Annotated in this window: 18 protein-coding genes and 3 tRNA genes; 11 read left to right on the top strand and 10 right to left on the bottom strand. The window is 68.3% G+C overall.

Annotation, left to right across the window (positions count from 1 at the left end; all coding sequences use genetic code 11):
- The first annotated feature begins 46 nt into the window (after positions 1-46).
- The 8 genes from H507_RS0112540 to H507_RS0112505 all read left to right on the top strand — a co-directional run bounded on the left by H507_RS0112540 (position 47) and on the right by H507_RS0112505 (position 8171).
- On the top strand, positions 47-1405 hold the full coding sequence (locus H507_RS0112540) for a dipeptidase (protein WP_022911044.1): 1359 nt from the start codon (positions 47-49) through the stop codon (positions 1403-1405).
- Between the two features lie 20 nt (positions 1406-1425).
- Positions 1426-1806 carry a DnaJ family domain-containing protein gene (locus H507_RS0112535; RefSeq protein WP_022911043.1) on the top strand — a complete coding sequence of 127 codons (381 nt, stop codon included), beginning with the start codon at positions 1426-1428 and terminating at the stop codon, positions 1804-1806.
- Positions 1803-2798, top strand: a complete 996-nt coding sequence (locus tag H507_RS0112530; protein WP_022911042.1) for a phosphotransferase family protein — start codon at positions 1803-1805, stop codon at positions 2796-2798. Before H507_RS0112535 ends, H507_RS0112530 begins: the two co-directional genes overlap by 4 nt.
- 77 nt (positions 2799-2875) lie before the next feature.
- Entirely contained in the window at positions 2876-4333 is a 1458-nt protein-coding gene (gene purF / locus H507_RS0112525) for an amidophosphoribosyltransferase (RefSeq protein WP_022911041.1), read from the top strand.
- A complete protein-coding gene (purM, locus tag H507_RS0112520; protein WP_026378176.1) occupies positions 4330-5397 on the top strand; it encodes a phosphoribosylformylglycinamidine cyclo-ligase in 1068 nt (355 codons plus the stop codon). Before purF ends, purM begins: the two co-directional genes overlap by 4 nt.
- Before the next feature lie 28 nt (positions 5398-5425).
- A complete protein-coding gene (locus tag H507_RS18475) occupies positions 5426-5797 on the top strand; it encodes a DUF3073 domain-containing protein (protein ID WP_425393315.1) in 372 nt (123 codons plus the stop codon).
- A 39-nt stretch (positions 5798-5836) separates the two neighbouring features.
- Positions 5837-6814, top strand: a complete 978-nt coding sequence (locus tag H507_RS0112510; protein ID WP_245558927.1) for an alpha/beta hydrolase — start codon at positions 5837-5839, stop codon at positions 6812-6814.
- Positions 6815-6872: 58 nt separating this feature from the next.
- Positions 6873-8171: an NAD(P)/FAD-dependent oxidoreductase gene (locus H507_RS0112505; protein WP_022911037.1), complete on the top strand. Its 1299-nt coding sequence runs from the start codon at positions 6873-6875 to the stop codon at positions 8169-8171.
- Positions 8172-8232: 61 nt separating this feature from the next.
- Here the strand turns inward: H507_RS0112505 and H507_RS0112500 are convergent.
- The 9 genes from H507_RS0112500 to H507_RS16735 form a co-directional block, all read right to left on the bottom strand.
- Positions 8233-8308: transfer RNA gene (locus tag H507_RS0112500), tRNA-Phe, on the bottom strand.
- Between the two features lie 63 nt (positions 8309-8371).
- Positions 8372-8445, bottom strand: a tRNA-Asp gene (locus H507_RS0112495).
- A 362-nt stretch (positions 8446-8807) separates the two neighbouring features.
- Positions 8808-8883: transfer RNA gene (locus tag H507_RS0112490), tRNA-Glu, on the bottom strand.
- 62 nt (positions 8884-8945) lie between these two features.
- Entirely contained in the window at positions 8946-10298 is a 1353-nt protein-coding gene (locus H507_RS0112485) for an SH3 domain-containing protein (RefSeq protein WP_022911036.1), read from the bottom strand.
- 433 nt (positions 10299-10731) lie between these two features.
- Complete coding sequence (locus H507_RS0112480; protein WP_022911035.1) at positions 10732-11439, bottom strand: hypothetical protein; 708 nt, start codon at positions 11437-11439, stop codon at positions 10732-10734.
- Between the two features lie 51 nt (positions 11440-11490).
- Positions 11491-13245 carry a class I mannose-6-phosphate isomerase gene (locus H507_RS0112475; protein ID WP_022911034.1) on the bottom strand — a complete coding sequence of 585 codons (1755 nt, stop codon included), beginning with the start codon at positions 13243-13245 and terminating at the stop codon, positions 11491-11493.
- A complete protein-coding gene (locus tag H507_RS17475) occupies positions 13242-14204 on the bottom strand; it encodes an ROK family protein (RefSeq protein WP_022911033.1) in 963 nt (320 codons plus the stop codon). The genes H507_RS0112475 and H507_RS17475 overlap by 4 nt, the downstream gene beginning before the upstream one ends.
- A 3-nt stretch (positions 14205-14207) precedes the next feature.
- Positions 14208-16424: an alpha-amylase family glycosyl hydrolase gene (locus H507_RS16740; RefSeq protein ID WP_022911032.1), complete on the bottom strand. Its 2217-nt coding sequence runs from the start codon at positions 16422-16424 to the stop codon at positions 14208-14210.
- Between the two features lie 13 nt (positions 16425-16437).
- Positions 16438-17499, bottom strand: coding sequence for a LacI family DNA-binding transcriptional regulator (locus H507_RS16735; protein WP_022911031.1), 1062 nt, complete (start codon positions 17497-17499; stop codon positions 16438-16440).
- 81 nt (positions 17500-17580) lie between these two features.
- On the opposite strand from H507_RS16735, the gene H507_RS0112455 reads away from it, so the two are divergent.
- The 3 genes from H507_RS0112455 to H507_RS0112445 all read left to right on the top strand — a co-directional run bounded on the left by H507_RS0112455 (position 17581) and on the right by H507_RS0112445 (position 20537).
- Positions 17581-18360: a glucose-6-phosphate isomerase family protein gene (locus tag H507_RS0112455; protein ID WP_022911030.1), complete on the top strand. Its 780-nt coding sequence runs from the start codon at positions 17581-17583 to the stop codon at positions 18358-18360.
- Positions 18361-18395: 35 nt separating this feature from the next.
- Positions 18396-18938 carry a glucose-6-phosphate isomerase family protein gene (locus tag H507_RS0112450; protein ID WP_022911029.1) on the top strand — a complete coding sequence of 181 codons (543 nt, stop codon included), beginning with the start codon at positions 18396-18398 and terminating at the stop codon, positions 18936-18938.
- A 198-nt stretch (positions 18939-19136) separates the two neighbouring features.
- Positions 19137-20537: an ATP-binding protein gene (locus H507_RS0112445; RefSeq protein WP_022911028.1), complete on the top strand. Its 1401-nt coding sequence runs from the start codon at positions 19137-19139 to the stop codon at positions 20535-20537.
- A gap of 204 nt (positions 20538-20741) precedes the next feature.
- Here the strand turns inward: H507_RS0112445 and H507_RS0112440 are convergent, their stop codons facing one another.
- Positions 20742-23744 (bottom strand): type I restriction endonuclease subunit R, encoded by a 3003-nt coding sequence (locus H507_RS0112440; protein WP_026378172.1) that lies wholly within the window; start codon positions 23742-23744, stop codon positions 20742-20744.
- Positions 23745-23746 lie beyond the last annotated feature (2 nt).

The raw sequence follows: 23746 nt of genomic DNA, 5'->3' as shown, positions 1-23746 counted from the left end.
TCGGGGTCGGCTCGCGGCCCACGGGTGAACTGCGTAGGGTCGAACCATGGCTTTCGACGATGCTGAGCTGCGGGCCCGCGTTGAAGCGGTGCTGCCCGCCACCCTCGACTCCCTCAAGGAACACTGCGCCATCGCGTCGGTGAGTTCGCTGCCCGACCACGCCGACCAGGTCGACCGGTCGGCGGCCTGGGTGGTCGCCCAACTCGAGGCCCTCGGTTGCCCCGACGTGCGCATCGTCAGTGAGGACGGTGGCAAGCCCGCCGTCATCGCCCACTTCCCTGCCCCCTCGGGTCAGCCCACCGTCTGCCTCTACGCCCACCACGACGTGCAGCCCACCGGCGACGAGTCCCTGTGGACGAGTGAGCCGTTCGTCGCCACCGAGCGCACCGACGCGGTGGGGGAGGACCGACTGTTCGGCCGCGGCACCTCAGACGACAAGGGTGGACTGGCCGTCCACCTGGCAGCCCTGCGGGCCTACGAGGGCCAGCCGCCCGTCGGCGTCACCCTGTTCATCGAGGGTGAGGAGGAGATCGGCTCGCCGAGCCTCGCCACCATCATCGAGCGCCACCACGAAGCGCTGGCGGCCGACGTGTTCGTGATCGCCGACTCCGGCAACTGGCAGGTCGGGGTGCCCGCCTTCACCACCACCCTGCGGGGCCTCGCGGACTGCGTCGTCGAGGTCGAGACCCTCGACCACGCTCTGCACTCCGGGTCGTTCGGTGGGGTCGTCCCCGACGCACTGACCACCCTCTGCCGCCTGCTCGCGACCCTGCACGACGACCGCGGACGAGTGGCCGTCGCCGGCCTCGGCAGCACCGACGCGCCCGACCTGGACTACCCGGAGGACCGGTTGCGGTCGGAGACCGGGCTGCTCGACGGGGTCGACTGGATCGGTGACGGCTCGGTGGTGAGCCGGCTGTGGGCCCAGCCATCGGTCTCCGTCCTCGCCATTGATGCCCCCTCGGTCGCGAACGCGTCGAACACGCTGCAGCCGAAGGCGCGCGCCAAGGTCTCGTTGCGGGTGGCGCCCGGTGACGACGCCCACCGTGCCACCCAGGCCCTGCGGGCCCACCTCGAGAGCCACGCACCGTTCGGCGCCCACGTCACGGTCCGTGACGGCGACGCCGGCCAGCCGGGACTGATCCCGTTCGAGGGCGCCGTCGCCGAGGCCGCCACCGACGCCTTCCGGGAGGCTTGGGGGGTCGATCCGGTCCAGGTCGGCCAGGGAGGCTCGATCCCGATGGTGGCTGACTTCCAGCGGCAGTTCCCCCAGGCGGACGTGCTGGTGACCGCCGTCGGTGACCCCGACAGCCGAGCCCACGGCATTGATGAGTCATTGCACCTCGGCGACTGGCGCAAGGCCTGCCTGGCCGAGACCCTGCTGCTGGCCCGACTGGCTCGCTGACCGCAAGGAAGGGTGGGGGCATGGGATTCGAGAACTGGATCGACCGCCAGATCCGGGAGGCCACCGAGCGGGGGGAGTTCTCGAACCTGCCCGGTGAGGGCAAGCCGGTCGACCTGGGTCGACCCGGTGATGACGAGTGGTGGATCCGCCGCAAGCTCGAGAAGGAAGACCTGCGCGGTGCGATGCCGACCTCCTTGGCGCTGCGCCGCGAGAAGCAGGACATCCAGCAGACCCTGGCCGACGTCCGCGGCATCGAAGCCGCTCGCGAGATCATCGCCGACCTGAACGACCGCATCCGTGACGCCAACGTGCGCCAGACCGAGCGGGTGCCGATCTTCACCCGCGAACTCGACGTCGAGGAAGTCCTGGCCGAATGGATGCGGCGGCGAGGGCTGTCATGACGCTCGCCACGCGCGACCCCGCGACCCGCGAACGCATCCTCGGCTGCGCCCGGGCCGCCGGCATCGGAGCCGACGAGCTCGGCGAGATCGTGCCGAGTTGGTCGCAGCACACCGTGATGGTCGGCGATGACCGGGTGCTACGAGTGTGTTGGTTGGGCAACACCGACCGGCTGCTGGCCGAGTCGCTCCTGCTACGTGAGCTGCCGGTGTCGCTGGGGTCTCCCACGGTGCTCGCCTTCGGACGACTGGACGGCCTCACCTGGGCCGTCTCGAGCCGCATGCCGGGGCGCACCCTGGCTGCAGTGTGGCCCGACCTGACCCTCAAGCAACGTGACGCCGCGGCCGTGGCCACCGCCGACCTGGTCGCCCAGCTCTACGAACACCGCCCCAGCGCCGAGGTCACCCGCGCCGTGTTGTCGGTCCCCAACTACCAAGACCTGCTGGGCCACGGCGACCTGTTGGGCGGTGCCATGCTCGGCTGGCCGCTCCCGCGCGTGCGAGGACTGCTCGCCGACCCACGCTCCGTGCTGAGGGACGACCAGAAGCAGCGCATCCTCGACGGACTGGTGGCCCACCCCGACCTGGTACCCCGGGTCGACAGCCCCGAGTTGCCGGTGATCCACGGCGACCTGCATGCCAGCAACATCTGGTGGCAGGACGACCCCGGCGAGCGCTTCGACGGCGTCTCCGGTCGGGTGACCGGACTGTTCGACCTGGAATGGGCGCGTTTCGCCGAACCCTGGGCCGACTACGGACGATCCCACGAGCGAGCACTGGCCGACGTCGCCGATGGCCGTGACTGCCACCAGCACCTGGTTCCCGCTGTCCAACGGTCCCTGCCGGCCTGGCAGGTCTCGGACGAGCGCCTGCTGGTGTCGACCCTCGGCTACACCGTTCGTGAGGCGCTGCTGTGGGAGCCACTGGGACCGGATTCCCCCGGTGACCACGTGGTGCCCATGGTGGACAGGTTGCTGGCCCAGCTGGGGTGGTGACGGGCGGCTTCCGCGCCCGAGCGGAGCCAGCCCCGGACGAGCCGGTCCGTCCGGTCGTGCCCCTGTAGGGTGACCGTGTGCCTCGTCCCGACGGTCTGCTCACCCATGAACTCGATCCGCTCGACCGCGGCCCGCAGGACCACTGCGGGGTGTTCGGGGTGTTGGCCCGCGAGGAGGAAGTCGCCAAGCTGACCTTCTTCGGTCTGTTCGCGCTGCAGCACCGCGGGCAGGAGTCCGCCGGCATCGCCGTCAGCAACGGTGAACGGATCATGGTCTTCAAGGACATGGGGCTGGTCAGCCAGGTCTTCGACGAGGCGGCCCTCAACTCCCTTCCGGGACACCTCGCCATCGGTCACACCCGCTACTCGACCACCGGTGCCTCGGTGTGGGGCAATGCCCAGCCGACCTTCCGTCCCACCGGGCGTGGCGGGCTGGCGCTGGCCCACAACGGCAACCTGACCAACACCGACGAACTCGAGGCCATCCTCGCCACCCGGATGCCACCCAGCCAGGTGCCGCACAAGAATCGGATGGACTCCACCAACGACACCTCCATCCTGACGGCGCTGCTGGCCACCTATGAAGACCTCACTGTCGAACAGGCCGCCCTCGAGGTGCTGCCCCAGCTGCGTGGCGCCTTCTGCCTCACGTTCATGGACGAGAACACCCTGTTCGCGGCGCGTGACCCGCAGGGCATCCGTCCGTTGGCACTCGGCAAGCTGCCCTCCGGCGGCTGGGTGGTGGCCAGCGAGACGGCAGCCCTCGACATCGTCGGGGCCGAGATCGTCCGCGACGTCGCTCCCGGCGAACTGGTGATCATCACCGAGCAGGAGGGCCTGCGCTCGGTCAGGTTCGCCGAGCCCGCCCCGAAGCACTGCCTGTTCGAGTACGTCTACCTCGCGCGACCCGACACCCTCGTCGAGGGCCGACGCATCCACAACGTGAGGGTCAAGGTCGGCAAGACACTGGCCAAGGAGCACCCTGTCGAGGCCGACCTGGTCATCCCCACCCCCGAGTCGGGAACGCCCGCGGCGATCGGGTTCGCGGCGGAGTCGAAGATCCCCTACGGGCAGGGTCTGGTGCGCAACGCCTACGTCGGACGAACCTTCATCCAGCCCTCGCAGACCATGCGGCAGATGGGCATCAGACTGAAGCTGAACCCGTTGCGCGACGTGGTGAAGGGCAAGCGCCTGGTGGTGGTCGACGACACCATCGTCCGCGGCAACACCCAGCGCCAGGTGGTGGCCATGTTGCGCCATGCCGGCGCCACCGAGGTGCACGTGCGCATCTCGGCGCCCCCGGTGCAGTGGCCCTGCTTCTACGGCATCGACTTCGCCACCCGCGAGGAGCTGCTGGCGCCCCAGATGACCATCGACGAGATGTGCGCCGCCATCGGCGCCGATTCGCTCGGATTCGTCTCGTTGGAGGGTCTGGTGAAGACCACCCACCAGCCCATGGAGAACCTGTGTCGGGCCTGTTTCGACGGGGTCTACCCCGTGCCCGTCCCCACCGGATACCACCCCCAGGAGTGTTGATGAGCCAGTCCGCCTACGCCCGAGCGGGAGTCGACATCGAGGCCGGTGATCGCGCGGTCGAGCTCATGAAGGCCCACGTGGCGCGCACCCGCCGTCCCGAGGTGCTGGGTGGCTTGGGCGGGTTCGCCGGCTTCTTCGACGCCTCGGCGCTCAAGAACTTCCGCCAGCCGGTGCTGGCCACCTCCACCGACGGTGTCGGCACCAAGGTCGCGATCGCGCAGGCCCTCGACAAGCACGACACCATCGGGTTCGACCTGATCGGCATGCTCGTCGACGACCTCGTCGTCACCGGTGCCGAGCCCCTCTTCGTGACCGACTACATCGCCTGCGGCAAGGTCGTCCCCGAGCGGATCGCGGCCATCGTCGGCGGTATCGCCGCCGCCTGTGAGGTCGCTGGCGCGGCCCTGCTGGGTGGGGAGACCGCCGAGCACCCGGGACTGTTGTCGCCCGACGAGTACGACATCGCCGGTGCCACCACGGGCGTGGTGGAGCGCGACCAGATCCTGGGTGCCGATCGCATCGTCGCCGGCGACGTGGTGCTCGCGCTGGCCTCGTCGGGTCTGCACTCCAACGGTTACTCGCTGGTGCGCCACGTCCTGCTCACCGAAGCGGGCTGGTCGCTCGACCGACAGGTCGACGAGTTGGGCACCTCGCTGGGCGAGGCGTTGTTGACGCCGACCAAGGTCTACGCCACCGACATCCTCGCGATGATCGAGGCCGCCCGCGGTGACCAGCCCGGCGACGGGATCCATGCGATCAGCCACATCACCGGTGGTGGGTTCGCCAACAACCTGGCCCGCATCTTCCCGTCCGGTCTGGGGGCGGTGGTCGAGCGCTCGACCTGGACCCCGCCGGCGATCTTCCAGCTCGTGCAGGGCGTGGGCAAGGTCTCCCGGGCCGATCTCGAGGCCACCCTCAACCAAGGGGTCGGTATGGCTGTCGTGTTGCCGGAATCGGCCGTCGACGCCGCCCGGACGAGCCTGGCGTCCCGCGGGGTGGAGTCGTGGGTCTGTGGTCGGGTCGAGTCCCGGGACGGGGTCGAACTGGTCGGCGAACACGCCTGATCGGCGCCCGGTCAGCCGATCGGTCCCGATGGTCGCAGGCGGCGCCCGCCACGGGCGACCCGCCCGGCACTCGCTGGGGGCGGAATCACTTTGGATGGGGCAGGTGGCTCCGCTACCCTTGCACTCACGACAGTTGACACACATTTCCGCGGGCACGCCCGCGAGGGACACAGCGAGGGGGTCGACCCATATGGGGCGCGGCCGTGCAAAGGCGAAGCAGACCAAGGTTGCCCGCGATCTGAAATATCGCTCGGTTGACACAGATTTTGCTTCCTTGGAGCGTGAGCTCCGCAGTGATTCGCCGGACGACAGCAGGTTTGTCGATCTGGACGACGACCAGTACGCAGATCTCGCTGCGCAGTACGTGGACGGCGAGGACGACGACCCGGACGGTCGCTGACCGGATCCAGGGGTGACCCCAATGGTTGACTCGTACCCCGTGGCTGACTCGTACCCCGTGGCTGACTGGTACCCCGACGAGTTGTTGCCCGGCTACGAGTGTCTCCGGCTTGAGTTGCACGACCCGGCGGTGGCCGACGGTGAACCCGAGGACACCGACCTCTGCGCCACGTTGGTCAGGCAGCACCCACCCCGTCATCGACGGGCAGTGCTGTACCTGCACGGCTGGTCGGACTACTTCTTCCAGACCCATCTGGCCGAGTTCTTCGATGGGTTGGGATTCGACTTCCATGCCATCGAGCTGAGGCGCTACGGACGGTCGCTGCGCGAGGGGCAACTGGGCGGGTTCGTCACCGACCTGCACGAGTACTTCGACGAGTTGGACGAAGCCTTCGCGGTGATCGCGGCCGACCACGACGACATCACGCTGATGGGCCACTCGACCGGCGGTCTGACCGCCTCGCTGTGGGCGAACGAGCGTCCCGGACGGTTCAACGGTGTCGTCCTGAACTCCCCGTGGATCGACCTGCAGGGTGCGCCCGTGCTGAAGGCGGTGACCGCCCCCATGATGAAGACCCTCGGCCAGCGCTACCCGACCACGGTGCTGCCCCTGACCGACGCCGGTATCTACGCACGTTCGATCCATGCCTCCCAGGACGGCGAGTGGGACTTCGACCTTGGTCTGAAGCAGCACCCGTCCTTCGCCATCAGGGTGGGCTGGATGCGGGCCATCATGGCTGGCCACGCCGAGGTCAAGGCCGGTCTGCACATCGACACCCCGGTGATCAGCATGCTGAGCCACAAGACGAGTTTTCGGCGCACCTACGGCCCGCTGGCCCAGACCACCGACACGGTGCTCGACGTCGACAAGCTGGCACGCGGCTCGGTTCGTCTGGGCCCCCACGTGACCGTGGTGCGCATCACCGACGGCATGCACGACCTCGTGCTGTCGGGTGAGAGGGCGCGTGCAGACGTCTTCGAGCACCTGCGGCGATGGCTGTCGGCCTACGTCCTCTGAGCGGCCGCAGTCGTTCCTCGATGCCGGTCGAGGGGCCGTCCGGTGAGAGAATGGTCACATGCCGCATCGTGATCAGCATGTCGTCGTCGTGGGTGGCGGGTTCGCCGGACTGAACGCCAGCACCCAGCTGGCCAAGGCCGGGTTCCGGGTCACCCTGGTCGACCGCCACCCCTACACCACCTTCCAGCCCCTGCTCTACCAGGTGGCCACCGGGGGCCTGAATCCGGGCGACATCACCTACTCCCTGCGACGGTTCGCGTCCAACCATGCCGTCGGACGGGTCAGCTTCCGCCGGGCCACCGTCAACGCCATCGACACCGAGAACCAGCAGGTGGTCGTCAGCCGCGGCGAGCCGATCGCGTACGACCACCTGGTGCTGAGCCCCGGGGTGGGGGTCAACTTCTTCGGCATCGAGGGAGCCTCCGAGAACGCACGCTCCATCTACACCCGGGGCGAGGCCATCGAGGTACGAGACATCATCTACTCCGGCCTGGAGCAGTTGACGGCCGAGCGCGACCCAGATCGCCGGTTCACCGTGGTGGTGGTCGGAGGCGGACCCACCGGAGTCGAGATGGCCGGCACCCTCGCCGAGATGAAGTCCGAGGCCCTGCCGGTGGTCTACCCCGAGATCCACATCGACAACTTCCGGGTGGTGCTGGTCGAGATGGGGCCCGCCCTGCTGGCCCCCTTCGAACCCGGACTGCGCGACTACACCCTCGCCGAACTGCGCAAGCGCGGGGTCGACGTGAGGCTCAACACGACGATCTCGAAGGTGGCCTACAACCAGGTGACCTTCGCCAACGGCGGCACCCTCGACGTCGACGTGGTCGTCTGGGCGGCGGGCGTGGGCGCCCACTCCGTGGTCAACGGGTGGGGCATGCCGCAGGGCAGGGGAGGCAGGATCCTGGTCGACCGCGACCTCACGGTGAAGGGGTTCACCAACGTCTACGCCATCGGCGACGCCGCCCTGATCGAGGACGACCCGCTGCCGCAGCTGGCGCAGCCCGCCATCCAGGAGGGCGCCCACGTGGCCCAGACGATCCTGGCGCGGATCGAGGGCCGGGCCACGCGTCCGTTCGAGTACACCGACAAGGGGACGATGGCCACCATCGGCCGCCTCGACGCCGTGCTCCAGTTCCCCAACCGCAAGGACGGGAAGCCCGGCTACACGCTGCGCTCCGGGCCGGCCTGGGTGCTGTGGGTGGCCGTCCACCTGCGGTCGCTGCTGGGTGGACGAAACCGACTCCAGGCCATGATCAACATGGGGGTGCGGTTCGTGACCTGGCCGAAGTCGGCGACCGGCATCATGGGCGACATCACCGCCTCCCCTGCGGAGTTGGGTCGCGAGCACGAGTGAGGCCCGTGGCCGTCCCGGGGGCTGTCCGGACAGACAAAAAAGCCCCGGCGGACCGGGGCTGTGGTGGCCAGGACCGGGATCGAACCGGTGACCTTTCACTTTTCAGGCGAACGCTCTACCAACTGAGCTACCTGGCCATCCCTCGCGAGCATGCTCACTGAGAGACAAAAGCGATGATGTGCGAGACATCATCGCTTCAGCGACCCCGACGGGACTCGAACCCGCGACCTCCGCCGTGACAGGGCGGCGCGCTAACCAACTGCGCTACGGGGCCTGGCGGCCCTCGAACCTTGCGATTCGGTGAGCTGCTACCCGAAACAGGCAGCTAGAGAAGAATAGCCACAACCCCGCGGGGTTCGCCAATCGAGCCAGACGCGGCCGGCTGGTGGCGCGGCCATGGCGTGCGGTCTCGGTCTGAGGCTCTCGCCCCAATCGTGCGGATTGTGTCCCCTGGCGGCAATCCGGTCCTCCTGGGCGCAACAATCGGTGTGAGAGCGCACGATCCGCACGATTCGCCGCGGAGACGCTGGCTGCCCCCTTGGTGAAGCGGCCGCCCCGAGCTTGCACGTCACTGCTTTCCGCCTCGGGAAGGGAACGACGAACCCCGCCGAGCTGGGCTCGGCGGGGTTCGTGGTCTGGTATCCCCAACGGGATTCGAACCCGCGCTGCCGCCTTGAAAGGGCGGTGTCCTGGGCCGCTAGACGATGGGGACCCGGCTGGGCAAGTCTAGGACCTGCCGTTGACCGTGGGCCAATCGGGCGCGGCCGCGGATCCTCAGAACCGCGTCGTGATGTGCACGTGGTCGCGGTGGTTGGCTGTCGCTCCACCACGGTCGGCCATCAGGCGCCATCCCTCGGCGTCCCGATCACGGTTCCAGATGTGCTGGTCGAAGATGACGTACTGGATGTCGAGTCGATCGGCATTGGCCCGGGCCCACTTCGCGATCTGCCACCCCTGCGCGTTGCCGGACGTCGTGCCCCAGCTGGGGAGCATCAGGTCGAGGGCGTGACCACTTGGGTGGTCGGGGATGGAGTCGGGACGGATGCCGTAGATCGTCTTGATCTGGGGCCAAGTCGACCGCACGTTCACCAGCAGCGTGTAGGTGTTGCTGGGCAGTCCGACCAGACCCGAGGATCCGCCGTAGGTCGGGTCCATGTTGGAGCCAGGCTTGGTCGAGCTCAGGTACAGGGCGGTCACCCAGCGCACGGCGCCCTGGTAGACGATCTGGGCTCGTCCGTTCTGCACCACACCGGTCACGCTGAGCGCGGTGCCCGCGGGCACCTCGCCCACGGTGACCGCATCGGTCCCGGAGGTGGTGCGGATGTCGAGCGCAGCGGTGGCGTACTGGATTCCGATCACCTTGGGAAGCGTCGGTGTGATGACCACCGGCGCGCCATCGACGGGTGCCACGTAGGCGGCGTTGACCCAGCGCAGGCTGCCCTGCCAGATGATCTCGACGACGCCGGTGCCGGTCTTGCCGGTGAGGTTCAGGATCGTCCCCTTGGGGATGTCGCCGAGCGAGGTGAACGAGGCGTCCGCCGAGGTGCGAATCATCAGGTCGGCGGTGGCACGTCCCTGGCTCTTGGCCACCAGCGTGGTGTCGGCCGACCCGGAGGTGCCCAGCCAGGCCGTCGCGACCCAGGCCCGGCCGTCCTTCCAGATGATCTGGGTGTAGGAGGCGTTGACGAGGCCTGTCAGCGTGACGGTCGCGCCCTTCGGCAGCAGACCCACGGCGCGTGCGGTGACGGTGGGCCCGGTGCGCACGTTGAGCGCCTCGGTGACGGTTCGGCTACCGATGGAGCCCGACTGGCTGACGGGGGCCGACTCGGTCGCGCGGACGCCGGTGAGGTAGTTGGACGACACCCAGGCGGAGCGTCCGTTCCAGGTGACGGGCACCCAGCCGTTGTTGACGGGTCCGGTCTGCTTGACGGTGCCGCCCAGGTAGAGCACCCCGATGATGGGGCCTCTCGGGCTCGGCACCGACCGCACGTTGACGGCGGTGGTGGCGCGCAGGGTGGTGTAGTTCGCGATGGCGCTCGGACCGATCGCAACACCGGAGGCGACGATCGCTCCGGCGAGGCCAGCAGCGGTAGCGCCGATGCGCAGGCTGACCAAGAGGCGCAGCATGGGGGGCTCCTTCCGTGCGGCCTTCCCTGCCGCAGGTCGACAGCCGTCGATCGAAGGGCGTCTTCCCCGGTGCAGGGCACACCCCATCGGTTGGGGGGTACGCCAACACCACGCCCATCACCCGGTCACCCGCGTGAGCTCGATCGTCGACGCCAGAAAAGTAAGCCGACGCGCCTACGTCCACAAGCCGTCCGAAGTGGTCTGCCCTACGACTGCAAGCCGACATGCCGGTCAGGGGTCAAAAACCACAATCGTGTGATTCAGGTGCTCCCCGGGAGGGTGGCGAGGTCCTCGGAATGCGCGCTGGCTAGGCCGAACGATCGTCCAGGGAGGACGAATGGAGGGCTGTGAGCTGAGCCTGGGCTGAGAGTCCGGGTGGCAACTCACAGGCAAACGATGACCGCGGCTTCAGGGTCAAGTCTTGATTGACAGTTCAGGCTTCGGTTGAGGGTCCGTCATCGCTGGTCAGCGCGACGATGGTGGTGTGCTCGGCATCGGCCGTCACCCACGCCGCTCGTCCATAGGCGGAGTGCGGCACGTAGCCGGCCTGCAGGTCGGCCCGGCTGAGGGCGGTGGCACCCGTCGCCGCGGCGAGGCTTTCGAGGGCCTCCCGGGGCAGCACGAGGGTGCCAGCGTTGATCACTCCCTGCTGCGCGTTGACGCTCACCAGGTCAACCACCTCGGGGTCGATGGCGAGCGAGGCGAGCACGATCGCCTCATTCCCGCGAGCAGCCCGGTCCAGTGTCTGCAGCACTTCCTGCGGCGAGCCGATGCCATCGCTCACGACCAGCACGAGAGGTCCGTTGAGCACCAGCCGCTCGGGGTCGCTGCGGTTGGCCTGGCGAGGGTCGACCAGACCGTGGTCGAAATGCAGGGTGGACGGCTCGGCCTCAGCCGATGCGAGGACCTCCGCCTCGTCCGGCGTGACCGCTTCGGGTGCCTTCGCCGTCTTCTGCAGTGTCTCGGGGGTCAGGTAGTCAGGGACGGGGACGGGTTCGCCCGCGATGGTCTCGCTGGTGGGCGCGGCGAGGATCGTCTCCGCCCGGCGCTTGCTGCGCCAGTCGAGCAGGGCGGCCACCGCCAGCACCAGGACCCCGATGGCGATGATCGTGACGACGCCCTGGACGGTGCTGGTGGTCATGCCCCGAGCCTAGGCGCTGGGGGACCCGGCCCCCCACTCAACCGACGTGGCTCAGGTGCCTCGCACGTAGGCCTTGACCGTCCCCCAACGGTCACCCTCCCCGAGCGGCCGGATCGTGTAGCGACCCACCGCCGCCGGGACGATGAAGGTCTCGGCGTAGTGCACCTCGAACGGCGCGAAGGCCCCGCTGGGTGACTCCACCACCGCAGCATCCCCCTCCACGAGGTTGAGCACGTTCACCGTGCCGGCCGTGTCGTGCTCGACGGGACCGGTGAACCAGTGCCGCCTGGTCTCGATGAACTCCAGTTCGTGCAGTCCGGTGCGCTCCTCACTCCAGCCCTCCCCGGACGACACCTGCTCCACCCGATCCACCAGGTTCTGCCCGACCCAGTCCGTCCGCCGCTCCCAGGCGATGTTGGCTTCGGCATGGTCGAGATGCACCGGACGCGGCCGTCCGTCGAGCCCGACCCGGCCCCAGTCCCACATCTTGAAGGTGAAGATGAAGGGGGTGGCCGAGATCTCCAGCACCATCGAGTCGGCACCCGAACAGTGCACCGTCCCGGCCGGGATGAGGAAGTGGTCGTGGGTGCGCGCGGGGAACGTGTTGACGTACCGCTCCGCCGGGAACGGCTCGTCCCCGGCCTCGGCCCGCCGCAGGGCCGCCACCATCTCGTCGGGGTCGACGCCGTCCTTGATGCCCAGGTACACGACCGCGTCGGGTCCGGCATCGAGCAGGTAGTAGCTCTCGTCCTGGGTGTAGTGCATGCCGAACGTGCGCTGGATGTAGTCGGTCAACGGGTGCACCTGCAGGCTGAGGTTGCCGCCCTCCATCGTGTCGAGGAAGTCGAACCTGATCGGGAACTCGGCACCGAACCGGGCGAACGTGCGCTCGCCGAGCAGTTCGCGCGGGTGATTCAGCACGAGGTCCATCGCCGGCACCTGCGTCACCACCCCGTCGCGTTCGAGCAGCAGCGAGTTCTCCTCGGGTACGCAGTCGAAGCACCAGGCGAACTTCTCCACCGTCCGGTCGAGGCCCACCACCTCCTTCATCCACTGGCCGCCCCAGACCCCGGGGTCGAAGAAGGGCACCACGCGGAAGGGACGCGATGCCGCCTCGGACAGCCCGGCGCGGAACCCCGTCCCGTCGAGCAGGTGCGGCTCGGCGGAGTTGGTGTCGAGGACGAAGTCCAGGCGGTCGAAGAGGCGGCGCTTGTGGCGGTCGGCCACCCGCCACTCCACGAAGAAGCCACGCTTGTAGGCGCGCAGGATGTCGTCCTCGGGCTCGGAGCAGCGCCAGTTGGGCATGCCGGCTCGCAGCCGCTGCTGGATCTCCCAGCGGGCCAGGTCGGCCAGCACCAGCAGGGCCCGTTCCGGGGCCACCAGAGCAGCACCCCAGCCCACCACCAGGGTCGGGCGGACGGCGTTCTCGACCCTGTCGCTCACCGCCGCGAGCCGGTGGTGGTCGTAGAAGTCCTCGAGGCGGTGATGGCTGAGCACGCCGAACACCCGGTCGTCGGTGAGGTTGGCCTGGACCATCTGGTCGATCTCGGCGATCGGCAGTGCGGCCTCGTCCTCGACGTCGACGACATCGTGGTCGCCCCACACCCGCCCCACCTGCTGGCGCAGCAGGTCGAGGTCGACCCCGGGGTAGGTGTCAACCACCAGCACCGGACGACCTCCGTCACGTTCGCCGGCCGCGGCGACCAGGGTCGTCCACACCTCCGCCCCGCTGGTGGCGGCGCCATCGGGCACCTCGACCACCGGCCACCGGTCGTAGTTGCGGGGGTGGTCGTCGCGGTAGGTCATGCTGCTCCCGTGGGTTGGGTGGTGGTGCCGGGCCGGATGGCGCGGCGGGCGAGGTGGTCGAGGCCCAGCAGCACCGAGGAGGCCGGGTCGGTGGCCCGGAGGGCGGTTGGCCGGTGGCTGGACGGGTAGAGGCGGCGGTGCACGTCGTCCATCAGGGCGGGGACGTCGACCATGGGGTGCTGGAGGGGGCCGCCGGAGAAGATCACCACGTCGGGGTCATGGGCGTGGCACAGGTCGACGACGAGCGCCACCAGCACGTCTCTCACGGCGGTCCACACGGCTGCGGCCGCAGCGTCACCGGCAGCGGCAGCATCGAGCAGTCCGCGGTAGCCCAGCGGGACGAGGTGGGCCGGCGGCGGTTCGCCGACGACTGTCTGCCAGGTGCGACCCAGGGCCCAACTGCCGGCGATCGCCTCGGCGCAACCGAGGTTGCCGCAGGTGCAGGGTGGGCCGCCCACGGCCACGGTCAGGTGGCCCCCCAGCACACCTGCGTGGCCGTGGGCTCCCACCAGCAGTTGCCCGTCGTGGGCGACAGCGGTGCCGACACCGGTGCCCAGGATGACGAGAACTGCGTCCTTGACCCCCACCGCGCAGCCGGCGGCCAGTTCGCCGAGCAGTGCGGAGCGGGCGTCATTCTCGACGACCACGCACGACTCGGGGAGTCCTGTCGTGGTCGCCAGCCAACCGCGGAGGTCGACTCCGGCGAAGCCGTCGTACTTGGCATTGGACGCCACCAGTCCTCGCTCGTTGACGATGCCGGGCAGCGCCAACCCGGCGGCCCCCAGCCGGTCGTCCGTCGAGCTTCGGCCCAGCCCGACCAGCGCCGCCGCCAGCGGGCCGAGGTCTTCGGGGGAGGACGGCACCGACAACACCGGGCCGAGGGTGAGTCGGCCGTCAGCCGAGACCCGGGCCAGCTTGACGCTCGACCCGCCCAGGTCGACGCAGATCGTGTCAGGCACGGCTCAGCTCCCGGCCAGCACCATCGCGCCCCAGGCGGGCAGCGTCACCTCGTCCCCGTCCGTGACCTGGGACGGCAGGCCGTCCTGCCCGGTGACCTCGTGCCACGGACCGGCCACGGGCAGCACCACTCGGCTGGTCGCCGGCCGGTCGGAGAGGTTCACGAGAACAGCCACCGGTTCGTCCGCGTGGTGGTGGAGCACGGAGAAGACGCTCGGTGCGTCGGGTGCGAGGACGACGAAGTCGGGTCGTCCCTCACGGAGGGCCGCATGCTCGCGCTTGAGCCGGTTGACCACCGGCAGCCAGTCCTCCAGCCCCACCTCGCCGCCGACGAACATCATGTAGGGGCTGCCCAACAGCAGGTTGACGGTCGCGATCGCGCGGGTCGCGGGCAGGCCGAACTGTTCACGCCGCCACTTGTCGCCCCACAGCGGCCACCAGAAGGTGTCGTGGGAGTCGATGTGGTGAGCGGTGAGGCTGCCCGGCGGGAGGGCGGCGTCGCGGTCGTGGTACCAGGCCACCAGGTCATGCCCGGTGCGGACTTGGTGGGCCGAGCCGTGCTCGCTGTCGAGGACGATCGAGGCGAGCAGCCACTGCTCGTCGTAGTTGTAGTTGAGATCCATCGACTCGCGCAGCAGGACCCCGGACGGCTCGGTGTAGAGCAGCACGTCGTCGCGGATGGCGCGCAGCCGCGGACGCAGGCGCCGGAACAGCGAGGTGCACGCCAGTTGCGAGGCGCTGGCACGGTGCCGGGTCTCGGGTGACCAGTTGGGGAAGTCGTTGTAGGTCGGGGCGTCGAAGCGGAAGCCGTCGATGCCGAGTGTCTGGACCATGGCGCAGCAGGCATCGATGAACGCATCCGCGAATCCGGTCCTGGCGTCCAGGGCCTTGGTGTAGATGCCGGTGACGTGCCCGTCGCTCGCGCGGAAGAACCAGTCCGGGTGCTCGTCCAGCAGGTGGTGGTGGACCGGGCTGCCCTGCTTCCAGGCCTGTTCGAAGTCGAGGATGTGCCGCGACCACGCGACCGGGTAGAAGACGCCCTCCTCGTCGAAGGCCTGACCGCGCAGGGTTTCCAGCGACGCAGCCAGCGGACCTCCGCGGACGCCGACCGCGGCCTCGTCGATCGACTCGTTGTCGAGCACCCCGTGCATGAGGATGTCGAGGATGATGTGCATGCCGCGGGCATGGCAGTCATCGACCAGGGCGCGGAGTTCGTCGGCGGGGGCGTAGCTGGTGTCGACGTCCCCGACCTCATGCAGGTTGTAGCTGGGATAGGGCTGGCGCGGCATCAGCTGGATGACGTCGAACCCGAGTTGCTGCACCCGGTCGAGGTCGGCGCGCAGGGCGGCGACATCGGGGTAGGCGGTGTAGCTGTGCCCGCCCCAGAAGAGCGAGGTGCCCAGTTGCACCTCGAAGATGCTGGCGGCGCGCAGCCACGGGGGAGGGCTCTGGGGCGTGGTCAGGGCCAGCCCGGCGTACCACTGCGGCAACAGGGCGAGCAGGTGGTCCCAGCCGGTGTGCGGCGCGAGGTGCAGCAGCAGTGGTTCGATCACCAACGACTCGTCGGCTGCCACCTCACCGGCCAGGGACGTGGCGTAGGTGACCTCGCAGCCCCCCGTGACCGGGCTCAGGGTGATGGAGCCGAGTTCGGTGCGGCAGAACGGCCAGGCCACCATGGTCGCGCCCTCGGTCTCGAACCCGAACAGGGCGGACGACCCGGGCACGCCCCCCGCGGACGCCACCTGCACCACTGCCGGCAGGTCACGCACCTCGAGTGAGGGACGCAGCTGTGCCCCCGGCACGTGGACGACGGCGTCGTACGGCAGCTGGGGCGTGACCCGGACGATGAGGTCGCGCAGCACCCGCTCCCCGGTCGTCGGCGGGGTCAGGGTGAGGCCGAGCCCCAGGGCGGGCCCCTCGGAGGGATGGAGGGTCCAGGTCCACTCGACCGTCCAGCCCTGCAGGTCGGTGGTGACGACCACCTGGTCGTCCAGACCCGTCGATCGACGACGAGCCGGTGCTGTGGCGGTGGTGCCCGTCAGTGTGGTCGTGTCGCGGTAGTGCAGGCCACCCTGCACGCCTCGTTCCTCCACGCCACCGACGACGAGGTCGAGGGTCACGGCGAGATCGAGCTCCACGTCGCCGCTACGCAGCGAGGTGGGGCAACCGGTGGTGTCGTCCAGGGTGAGGGCCACGTCGCGGGCCCGGTTCATCAGCAGCACGCTGATAACGTTATCAGACCTTCCCGGGAAGTCGAGGGGTTCCTGCCCACACGACTTGGGCGGGCATCTGCACCGTACGAAGCGGTACCTCGGGGGGTTCGTGGTCGCGGGCATCTTCCCCCCGCTCGAGTCGGTCGAGCAGCATCCGTCCGGCGATCCGGCCGACCTCGCGCGCGTCGTGTTCGACGACCGCGATGGGCCAGGGGACGAACTCGGCCAGGTCGAACTGGTCGAACACAGCCAGGCCGGGTACGGCTCCGTTGACGAGGTCGTCCGTGCGGTGCCGTGCCAGTGCGGTGAGCAGGCCGACGGCGTTGCGGTTGTTGGCGGCGAAGAAGGCATCGGGTGGCTGGGGAAGTGCCAACAGGTCGAGTGCGGTCTCGCACGCCTGCTCGACTGAGTGTGCTCCGCGCCTGACCAGGGTCTGGTCGACGGGTACACCGGCGTCCTCGTGCGCCAGCAGGAAGCCCTCCAGGCGTCTGCTGCTGGTCGAGACCGATTCGGCGTTGCCGAGGAAGGCGAGCCGCCGGTAGCCCTGCTCGAACAGGGCGAGTGTCGCCTCATGGGATCCGTTGACGTCGTCCACGAGCACCGTGTCGGCCCTCACGCCGGGCACGGCCCGCGAGGCGAGCACCAGCGGACGGCCCGCCAGCGCGGCCGGGCGGAGGTGTGCCCGAGCGCCACTGGGTACCAGCACGATGCCCTCGACCTGACGACCGACGAAGTCAGCCACCACGGTGGCCTCACGCTCGGGGTCCTCGGCGGTGGTGCCGAGCAGGATGCGGCGGCCGCTGGCCCGGATGGCGTCCTCGACACCCAGCACCACCTGCGCGTAGTACGGGTTGTCGATGTTGGTGATGGCCACCCCGACCAGTCCGCTGCCGCGTTGGCTACGGAGTCTGCTCGCGACGTCGTTGCGGCGGTAGCCCAGTTCGCTGACCGCGGCGAGCACTCGTTCGCTGACCTCGGCGCTGACGTGGTGACCACCCGCCAGCACACGCGAGACGGTCATGGGGCTGACGCCCGCCCGCTCGGCCACCTGCTTGAGGGTGGGCGACTTCTGGCCTGCCGTCATGGCAGCGGGGGCACTTGTCGCTGGTTGGGGGAGGGGGCTAGGCTCGGCATTCTGGTAACGATACCAAGAGGAGGGGTCTGAGTGGAGTACCACCCGGGTTTCGACATCGAGCTGACCCACGACCCGCTGGGGTTCAGTCACGGGGCCGATGTCATGGCGCCCCCGCTCGAACTGCGCCGACTGGACGATGTGCGTGCCACGCTCCGTGACCCGGAGGCCTCGGGACCGGACGTGCTCTACGCCATTGCGATGGACATCGGTCCCGCGGTCGACCGGCCGCGGCAGGTCGACCAGAACATCCTGTTCGGGGCCTGCGCCTATGCCGGCGGCACGGTGGGTGAGGAGCCGGTCAGGTCGCAGGGACATGTGCACGCCGTGTCGGCATCGTGCGGCACCTCCACCGGTGAGTTGTACGAGTTCTGGGAGGGGGTCGGGATCGTCTACATGCAGGAGTTCGCAGCCGACGATCCCGGCCGTTGCTTCGCGGTGCGCGCGGAGCCGGGCGAGAAGGTGCTCGTCCCACCGGGTTGGGCCCATTGCACCGTGAATGCGGACCCGAGTCGGCCGATGGCCTTCGGTGCCTGGTGCGTGCGCGACTACGGCTTCGACTACGCCGACCTGCGGGCCAGACGTGGCCTCGCCTGGTATCCCGTGCTGGAGGGGGGCGAGCTGCGCTGGCTCCCCAACGAGCACTACCAGCACAGCTCAGCCCTGGTCGAGAAGGCGCCGGGTGACCTGACCGAGTTCGGCGTCGACGGCGCCGGACCCATTCATCGGCAGTGGCAGCAGCGTCCGCACGACTTCGACTTCATCCCCCGGCCGCGGATGGACGATCCCCGCTGGCAGTCCTTCATCCCCTGACCCTTCACTGAACCTCGACCACCCTGGAGCAGCACGTGACCATCACCCCAGCACCCTTGGCCCTCGCACTGGCCGGACTGACCATCACCGGCGAGAGCGTCGTGCACTCCCGCAAGACACTGGGCGAGGTGGCGGGCGCCTTCACCGACGCCACCGGGGTCGATCCGGACCGGGTGCTCTACGAGGTGGACGTGTTCCACCGCGGCGAGCCTGCGGTTCCGGGCAACCTCTACGTCGGCATGACCACGATCCACCCCGGCGACGTCAACGGCGAGTTCCACATGACGCGCGGGCACGTGCACCAGGACCGGCGTGCGGCCGAGATCTACGTCGGCGTGGCGGGGCGCGGGCTGCTCCTGTTGATGGACGAGCAGGGCCACACGCGCCTGGAAGAGGTGGAGCCCGGGTCGATCCACGCGATCCAAGGGTCCGAGGGGCACCGGCTGGTCAACACCGGCGACGAGAGCCTGAAGGTCTTTGCGGTGTGGCCCACGACCGCTGGGTATGACTACGCCGCCATTGACGGGCAGGGTTTTGGGGTGCGGGTCACGACCGAGGGGATTGTCACGGCGGGGTGACCTCGGCGCTGGGATCCGTAGTGGACTGGTGCCTCACGCACCACACCTGAGTCGCGAGGTTGGGCGTGGTGGCGCTGGATGGTTGACGGCGACCGCTGGCACCAAGCCTCCAAGTGGGTGCAACACAGCTTGGCTTCCGGTTGACTCCCGGCGCTGATCAATGACTGAAATCTACTGGAATATTGTTACAGTAGGATCATGTATCCCGGAGACGTCGAGCGTGTGCTCGCACTGCCCCCCAGCGACGCGATCGAGCGCCTGGCGCGGCTACAGGAGGGACAGTGGTTTGAGCGCAAGGCGGGTCGGATCAGTGCCCGAGACCTGGCCGTCCCATTGGTGGCATTGGCGAACGCGGAGGGTGGGTACGTCGTCGTCGGGATTCATGACGGGTCGGTGGAGGGAGTGGCTGAGACTCATCGCAACGCACTGCGGCAGGCAGCTCAGGACTTCACCGCCCCAGTGGTGCGCTCCACTGCCTTCGAGTTGGCCACAACCGATGGAAGGGTCGTGATCGTACTGCGCGTCGATCCGGGCGAGCATGTTCACGAGACGAGCAAGGGTGAGGTTTACCTCCGGGTCGGCGATGAGTCACGCAAGCTTGGCTACACCCAGCGCCGAGAATTGGAGTTCGATCGCGGAAGCGCTCCCTTCGACGGAACACCCGTCGACGTTGCCGTCAAGGATCTCGACCGAGGACAGGTCTCGTCCTACCAAGAGTCGATCGGGTCTGAGACGCCGGCTGGAATGCTGTCGGCGCGTGACCTGCTCACGCGCGACGGCCGCCTCACAGTTGCGGGCTGGCTTCTCTTCGCTGAGCGACCACAGACGCTGTTTCCCAGTGCAGTCGTCCGAGTTCTCCAGTACGCGGGCATCGACCGGGGCACCGGGGCGAACATGTCACTCCTCGAAGGCCGAGATGTCCGTTTCGAAGGCTCCATCCCAGTGCAGATCACTCGAGCAGCAGCAGCGATCGAACAATGGGCTCCCAAGGTTCAGGCGCTGGCGCCCAGCGGACACTTCGAGGCGCGCCCGATCATCCCCCGCGACGTGTGGCTCGAGGGGCTGGTCAATGCGGTCTTGCATCGTTCGTACTCGATCGCGGGGGACCACGTCCGTGTTGAGATCTTCCCCAACCGCATCGAGATCGAGAACCCCGGACGCTTCCCAGGTCTGGCGGATCCGTCCAGGCCGTTGGCGATCAGTCGCTATGCACGCAACCCTCGTATCGTCCGCGTTTGCTCTGACCTCGGGATTGCCCGAGAACTTGGTGAGGGCATCAAGCGGATCTTCACCCAGATGAGATCCCTCGGTCTCACTGATCCGATCTACTCGCAAGGCACTGGCTCGGTGCGGCTTGTCTTGTCGTCTGCTGATGCCCTCGATGAGGATGTGCGAGCGAGTCTGCCGAAGGCCGCACGGCGTATCCTCGATGTCCTGCGGTTGGAGGGGAGGCCACTGAGCACCGGTCAGGTTGCGGAACTCGCTGGCGTTGCCCGCCCAACCGCCTCTCGTCATCTGCAGAGTCTTCGCGCGCTCGGGCTTGTCACGTGGGACGGTCAGTCGCCCCGTGATCCCCGAGCTTCGTGGAGCCTGCCGTGAAGTTACTGAAACATCTACTGCAACATAGATGTTTCAGTAGGTTGCACCAGTGCGTTGGCTGTCCGCCCGAAGGCTGGAGGGGGGGTTCGGGCGGCGGGCGGCGCCCACAGCAGAGCAGCAGTGATCAGCAGTTGAGTTCCGACTCTGCTCACCTCGCGACATTCGCTCCATGGTGCTCTCCAACCGCAGTTCGTGGCGACGACGTCATCCAGCCTCACTCCTGAACTCCTCATAGGTGTCCGCCAGGTAGCTCAACACCCGCTCCTGCACCTCCGGCTGGCTGAAGAACAGGTCGAACAACACCTGGTTCTGCCCGTGCCGATCCACCAGCATCCGCTTGACCCGCTCGTTGAGCATCAGGATGTACTGGGTCTTGTCGTTGTTCAGGGCCACCGTGCGCATCTCATCGTCGGTCTTGACGACGACGCGCTGCTGCTCGAACCACACGAGGTCGGCCTCGCCCAGATCGGCTCCGAACCTCTCGTTCATGGCGGCGATCAGCGCCGACAGCTTGTCCACCACGGGCTCGGCCTGTCGACCCTTGCCTTCTCCGGTGAACGCTTTGCCCGGCTCGTCGGCGGCCGAGAGACCAATCGTTCCCTCCGAGGTGACCGCCAACCGCAGGTGGGTCAGCTGCACCGACCGTGACAATTGGGGTACGGGGTCGTCCCCGCCAGCCGGCAACTCAGCCAGCAGCACTCGTCCGTAGAGGAACAGTTCTTCGAGATCGGGGTCCGCCCACGGCATCACCTGCGCCACGAAGCCATAAGCCCGACAGAAGTGGTTGAGCTTCGCCCGGAACTCGTCGCGGTCGTCGTCCTCCTCGAGCAGCGAGAATCGCCCCACCGCTGGAGTCACGGCAGCGTAAACCGCCGCCTGCTGTCCCGGATCGTCCGACAACAACGCCAGCGCACCAGCCCGAATCTCGTCAGCAGCCATGACCCCCGCTGATCGCAGATCGTGCTCCATCGTGTAGAGCATCTGCGGTTCGGTGGGAACGGCCAGGGTCTCCTCGTAGAACGGCGCGAACGAGTCCTTGATCTCCTCGGCCGAGTTGGCGAAGTCGAGCACGAAGGTCTCGGTCTTCCCTGGATGCGTCCGGTTCAACCGCGACAGCGTCTGGACCGCCTTGACACCTGACAGCTTCTTGTCGACGTACATGGTGTGCAGCAGCGGCTCGTCGAAACCGGTCTGGTACTTCTCGGCCACCACCAAGACCTGGAACTCGTCCTCGTGGAAGTTCTTCGGCAGCTGCGTCTCGGGGAATCCGTTGATGCCGGCCTCGGTGAACGCCACCTCCGGCATGTCCGGGTCGGTGACGGCACCCGAGAACGCCACCAAGGTCTTCAGTGCACCTGCCCCGCGGTCGTAGCCCTTCTTGGTGATGTAGGCGTCGAGCGCCTGCTTGGTGCGCACCGCGTGCAGCCGCGACCGCGTCACCACCATGGCCTTGGCGCGCCCGTCGATCTTCGAGGCGGTCTTCTGGCGGAAGTGCTCGACGATCACCTCGGCCTTCTGCTCCAACTGGTACGGATGAAGCGACACGAACCGTGCCAAGGCAGCCTTCGCCTTCGACTGGTTCAGCTCCGGATCGGTGCGCGGTTCGGCATTGGCGAGCTTGTAGTAGGTCGCGTAAGTCGTGTAGTTCGCCAACACGTCGAGAATGAAGCCCTCTTCGATGGCCTGCCGCATCGAGTACGTGTGGAACGGCTGCCGGTTGCCCTCGGAGTCGAGTTGCCCGAACAGGTCGAGCGTCTTCGGCTTGGGAGTGGCCGTGAACGCGAAGAACGACAGGTTCTTCTGCCTGCCCCGCGCCTGGGCACTCGCCAGCACCGGGTCGTCGTTCTCGGCCTTCTGCTCCGCGCTGGCCTCGATCGATTCAGCCGCCGCCAGCAGCGCCTCGTCGTCATCGCTGCCGAGCACGGTCTTCAGCTTCTTCATCGAGTCACCACTGGACGAGGAGTGAGCCTCGTCGACGATCACCGCGAACCGATGCCCGGCCACCTCCTTGCCCTCGCCGGCCGCCGCTTCCTGCGCGGCGAACTGAGCCACAACCGGGAACTTCTGCAGCGTCGTGATGATCACCCGGGCCGCGTTCCCCTCCAGCGCCGCCTTCAACTGGTTGGAGTGCTGGTCAACCCGCGCGATGGTGCCAGGCGTGTGGTCGAGCCCCGCCACCGTCTGCTGCAACTGCCGGTCGAGCACCTTGCGGTCGGTGATCACCACGACCTTGTCGAAGATCGGACGATCGTCAGCCCCATGCAGCCTCGACAAGGAATGCGCGGTCCAAGCGATGGTGTTGGACTTGCCCGACCCCGCCGAGTGCTGGACCAAGCGATCGACTCCGGCGCCGGACTCCCGCGTAGCCGCGACCAGCGAGCGGACTGCATGCCACTGGTGGAAGCGGGGGAACAGCACCACTCCGTTCTCGACGTGGACGAACGAGTGCAGCAGGTCGAGCCAGTTGTCGCGCTGCCACACCTGCTCCCACAGGTACGAAGTCTGGTAGCCGTCGGAGGCGGGGTTTCCCGCCGCCCCCGGACGCCCCGGACCCGCCGTGCCTTGGTTGAACGGCAGGAACCGCGTAGCGTCGCCCGCCAGCTTGGTCGCCATCATCACCTGGTGCGGGTCGACGGCGAAGTGCACCAAGGTGCGCTTGGCGAAGATGCGGTCGTTCGGGTGCCGATCGGTGCGGTACTGCGCCATCGCGTGCTCGACCGTCTGGTGGGTGATCGGATTCTTCAGCTCCGCCGTGGCCACCGGGATGCCGTTGACGACCAGGGTCAGGTCTACCGAATCGGACGGGTTCGACTCCGAGTGGTGCAACTGCCGGACGATGCCGAGCCGGTTCTTCGAGTAGCGCTGCTCGAGTTCCGGGGTGAGCCCACTCGCCGGCTTGATCGGGCACAGGTGGAACTCGACACCGGAGTCCTTGAGGGTGCCGCGCAGCACGCTGATGGTGCCGCGGTGGTCGATCGTCTGGGCGACGACGGTGAGGAACTTGTGCCGCGCGGAGGATTCGCCGCCGTGGCGCTGGACGAGTGTGGCCCACTGCTTGGGCTGTGATTCCCGGACGAACGCCAGCATCTCCTCGGGGAAGAGGCCGAGGGTGCGGTCGTACCCGGTGGCAGGCAGCGACGTCCACCCGTGCTGGACGAGGTGGGCCTCGATGTTGGCCTCGAACGACGACTCCAGATGGACGCTCATGG

It is taken from the genome of Aestuariimicrobium kwangyangense DSM 21549 (assembly GCF_000421525.1).
Classification (GTDB): domain Bacteria; phylum Actinomycetota; class Actinomycetes; order Propionibacteriales; family Propionibacteriaceae; genus Aestuariimicrobium; species Aestuariimicrobium kwangyangense.
Note: the sequence above shows the minus strand (reverse complement) of the source record. Positions and strands in the feature narration are given on the sequence as shown.

Bases quoted from the DNA above. Each gene is read 5' to 3' on its own strand.
- H507_RS0112505 (WP_022911037.1), top strand. From the start codon at position 6,873: ATGCCGCATCGTGATCAGCATGTCGTCGTCGTGGGTGGCGGGTTCGCC.
- H507_RS18475 (WP_425393315.1), top strand. From the start codon at position 5,426: ATGGTCGCAGGCGGCGCCCGCCACGGGCGACCCGCCCGGCACTCGCTG.
- H507_RS0112485 (WP_022911036.1), bottom strand. From the start codon at position 10,298: ATGCTGCGCCTCTTGGTCAGCCTGCGCATCGGCGCTACCGCTGCTGGC.
- H507_RS0112540 (WP_022911044.1), top strand. From the start codon at position 47: ATGGCTTTCGACGATGCTGAGCTGCGGGCCCGCGTTGAAGCGGTGCTG.
- H507_RS0112535 (WP_022911043.1), top strand. From the start codon at position 1,426: ATGGGATTCGAGAACTGGATCGACCGCCAGATCCGGGAGGCCACCGAG.
- H507_RS0112475 (WP_022911034.1), bottom strand. From the start codon at position 13,245: ATGACCTACCGCGACGACCACCCCCGCAACTACGACCGGTGGCCGGTG.
- H507_RS0112440 (WP_026378172.1), bottom strand. From the start codon at position 23,744: ATGAGCGTCCATCTGGAGTCGTCGTTCGAGGCCAACATCGAGGCCCAC.
- H507_RS0112445 (WP_022911028.1), top strand. From the start codon at position 19,137: ATGTATCCCGGAGACGTCGAGCGTGTGCTCGCACTGCCCCCCAGCGAC.
- H507_RS16735 (WP_022911031.1), bottom strand. From the start codon at position 17,499: ATGACGGCAGGCCAGAAGTCGCCCACCCTCAAGCAGGTGGCCGAGCGG.
- H507_RS0112480 (WP_022911035.1), bottom strand. From the start codon at position 11,439: ATGACCACCAGCACCGTCCAGGGCGTCGTCACGATCATCGCCATCGGG.
- H507_RS0112530 (WP_022911042.1), top strand. From the start codon at position 1,803: ATGACGCTCGCCACGCGCGACCCCGCGACCCGCGAACGCATCCTCGGC.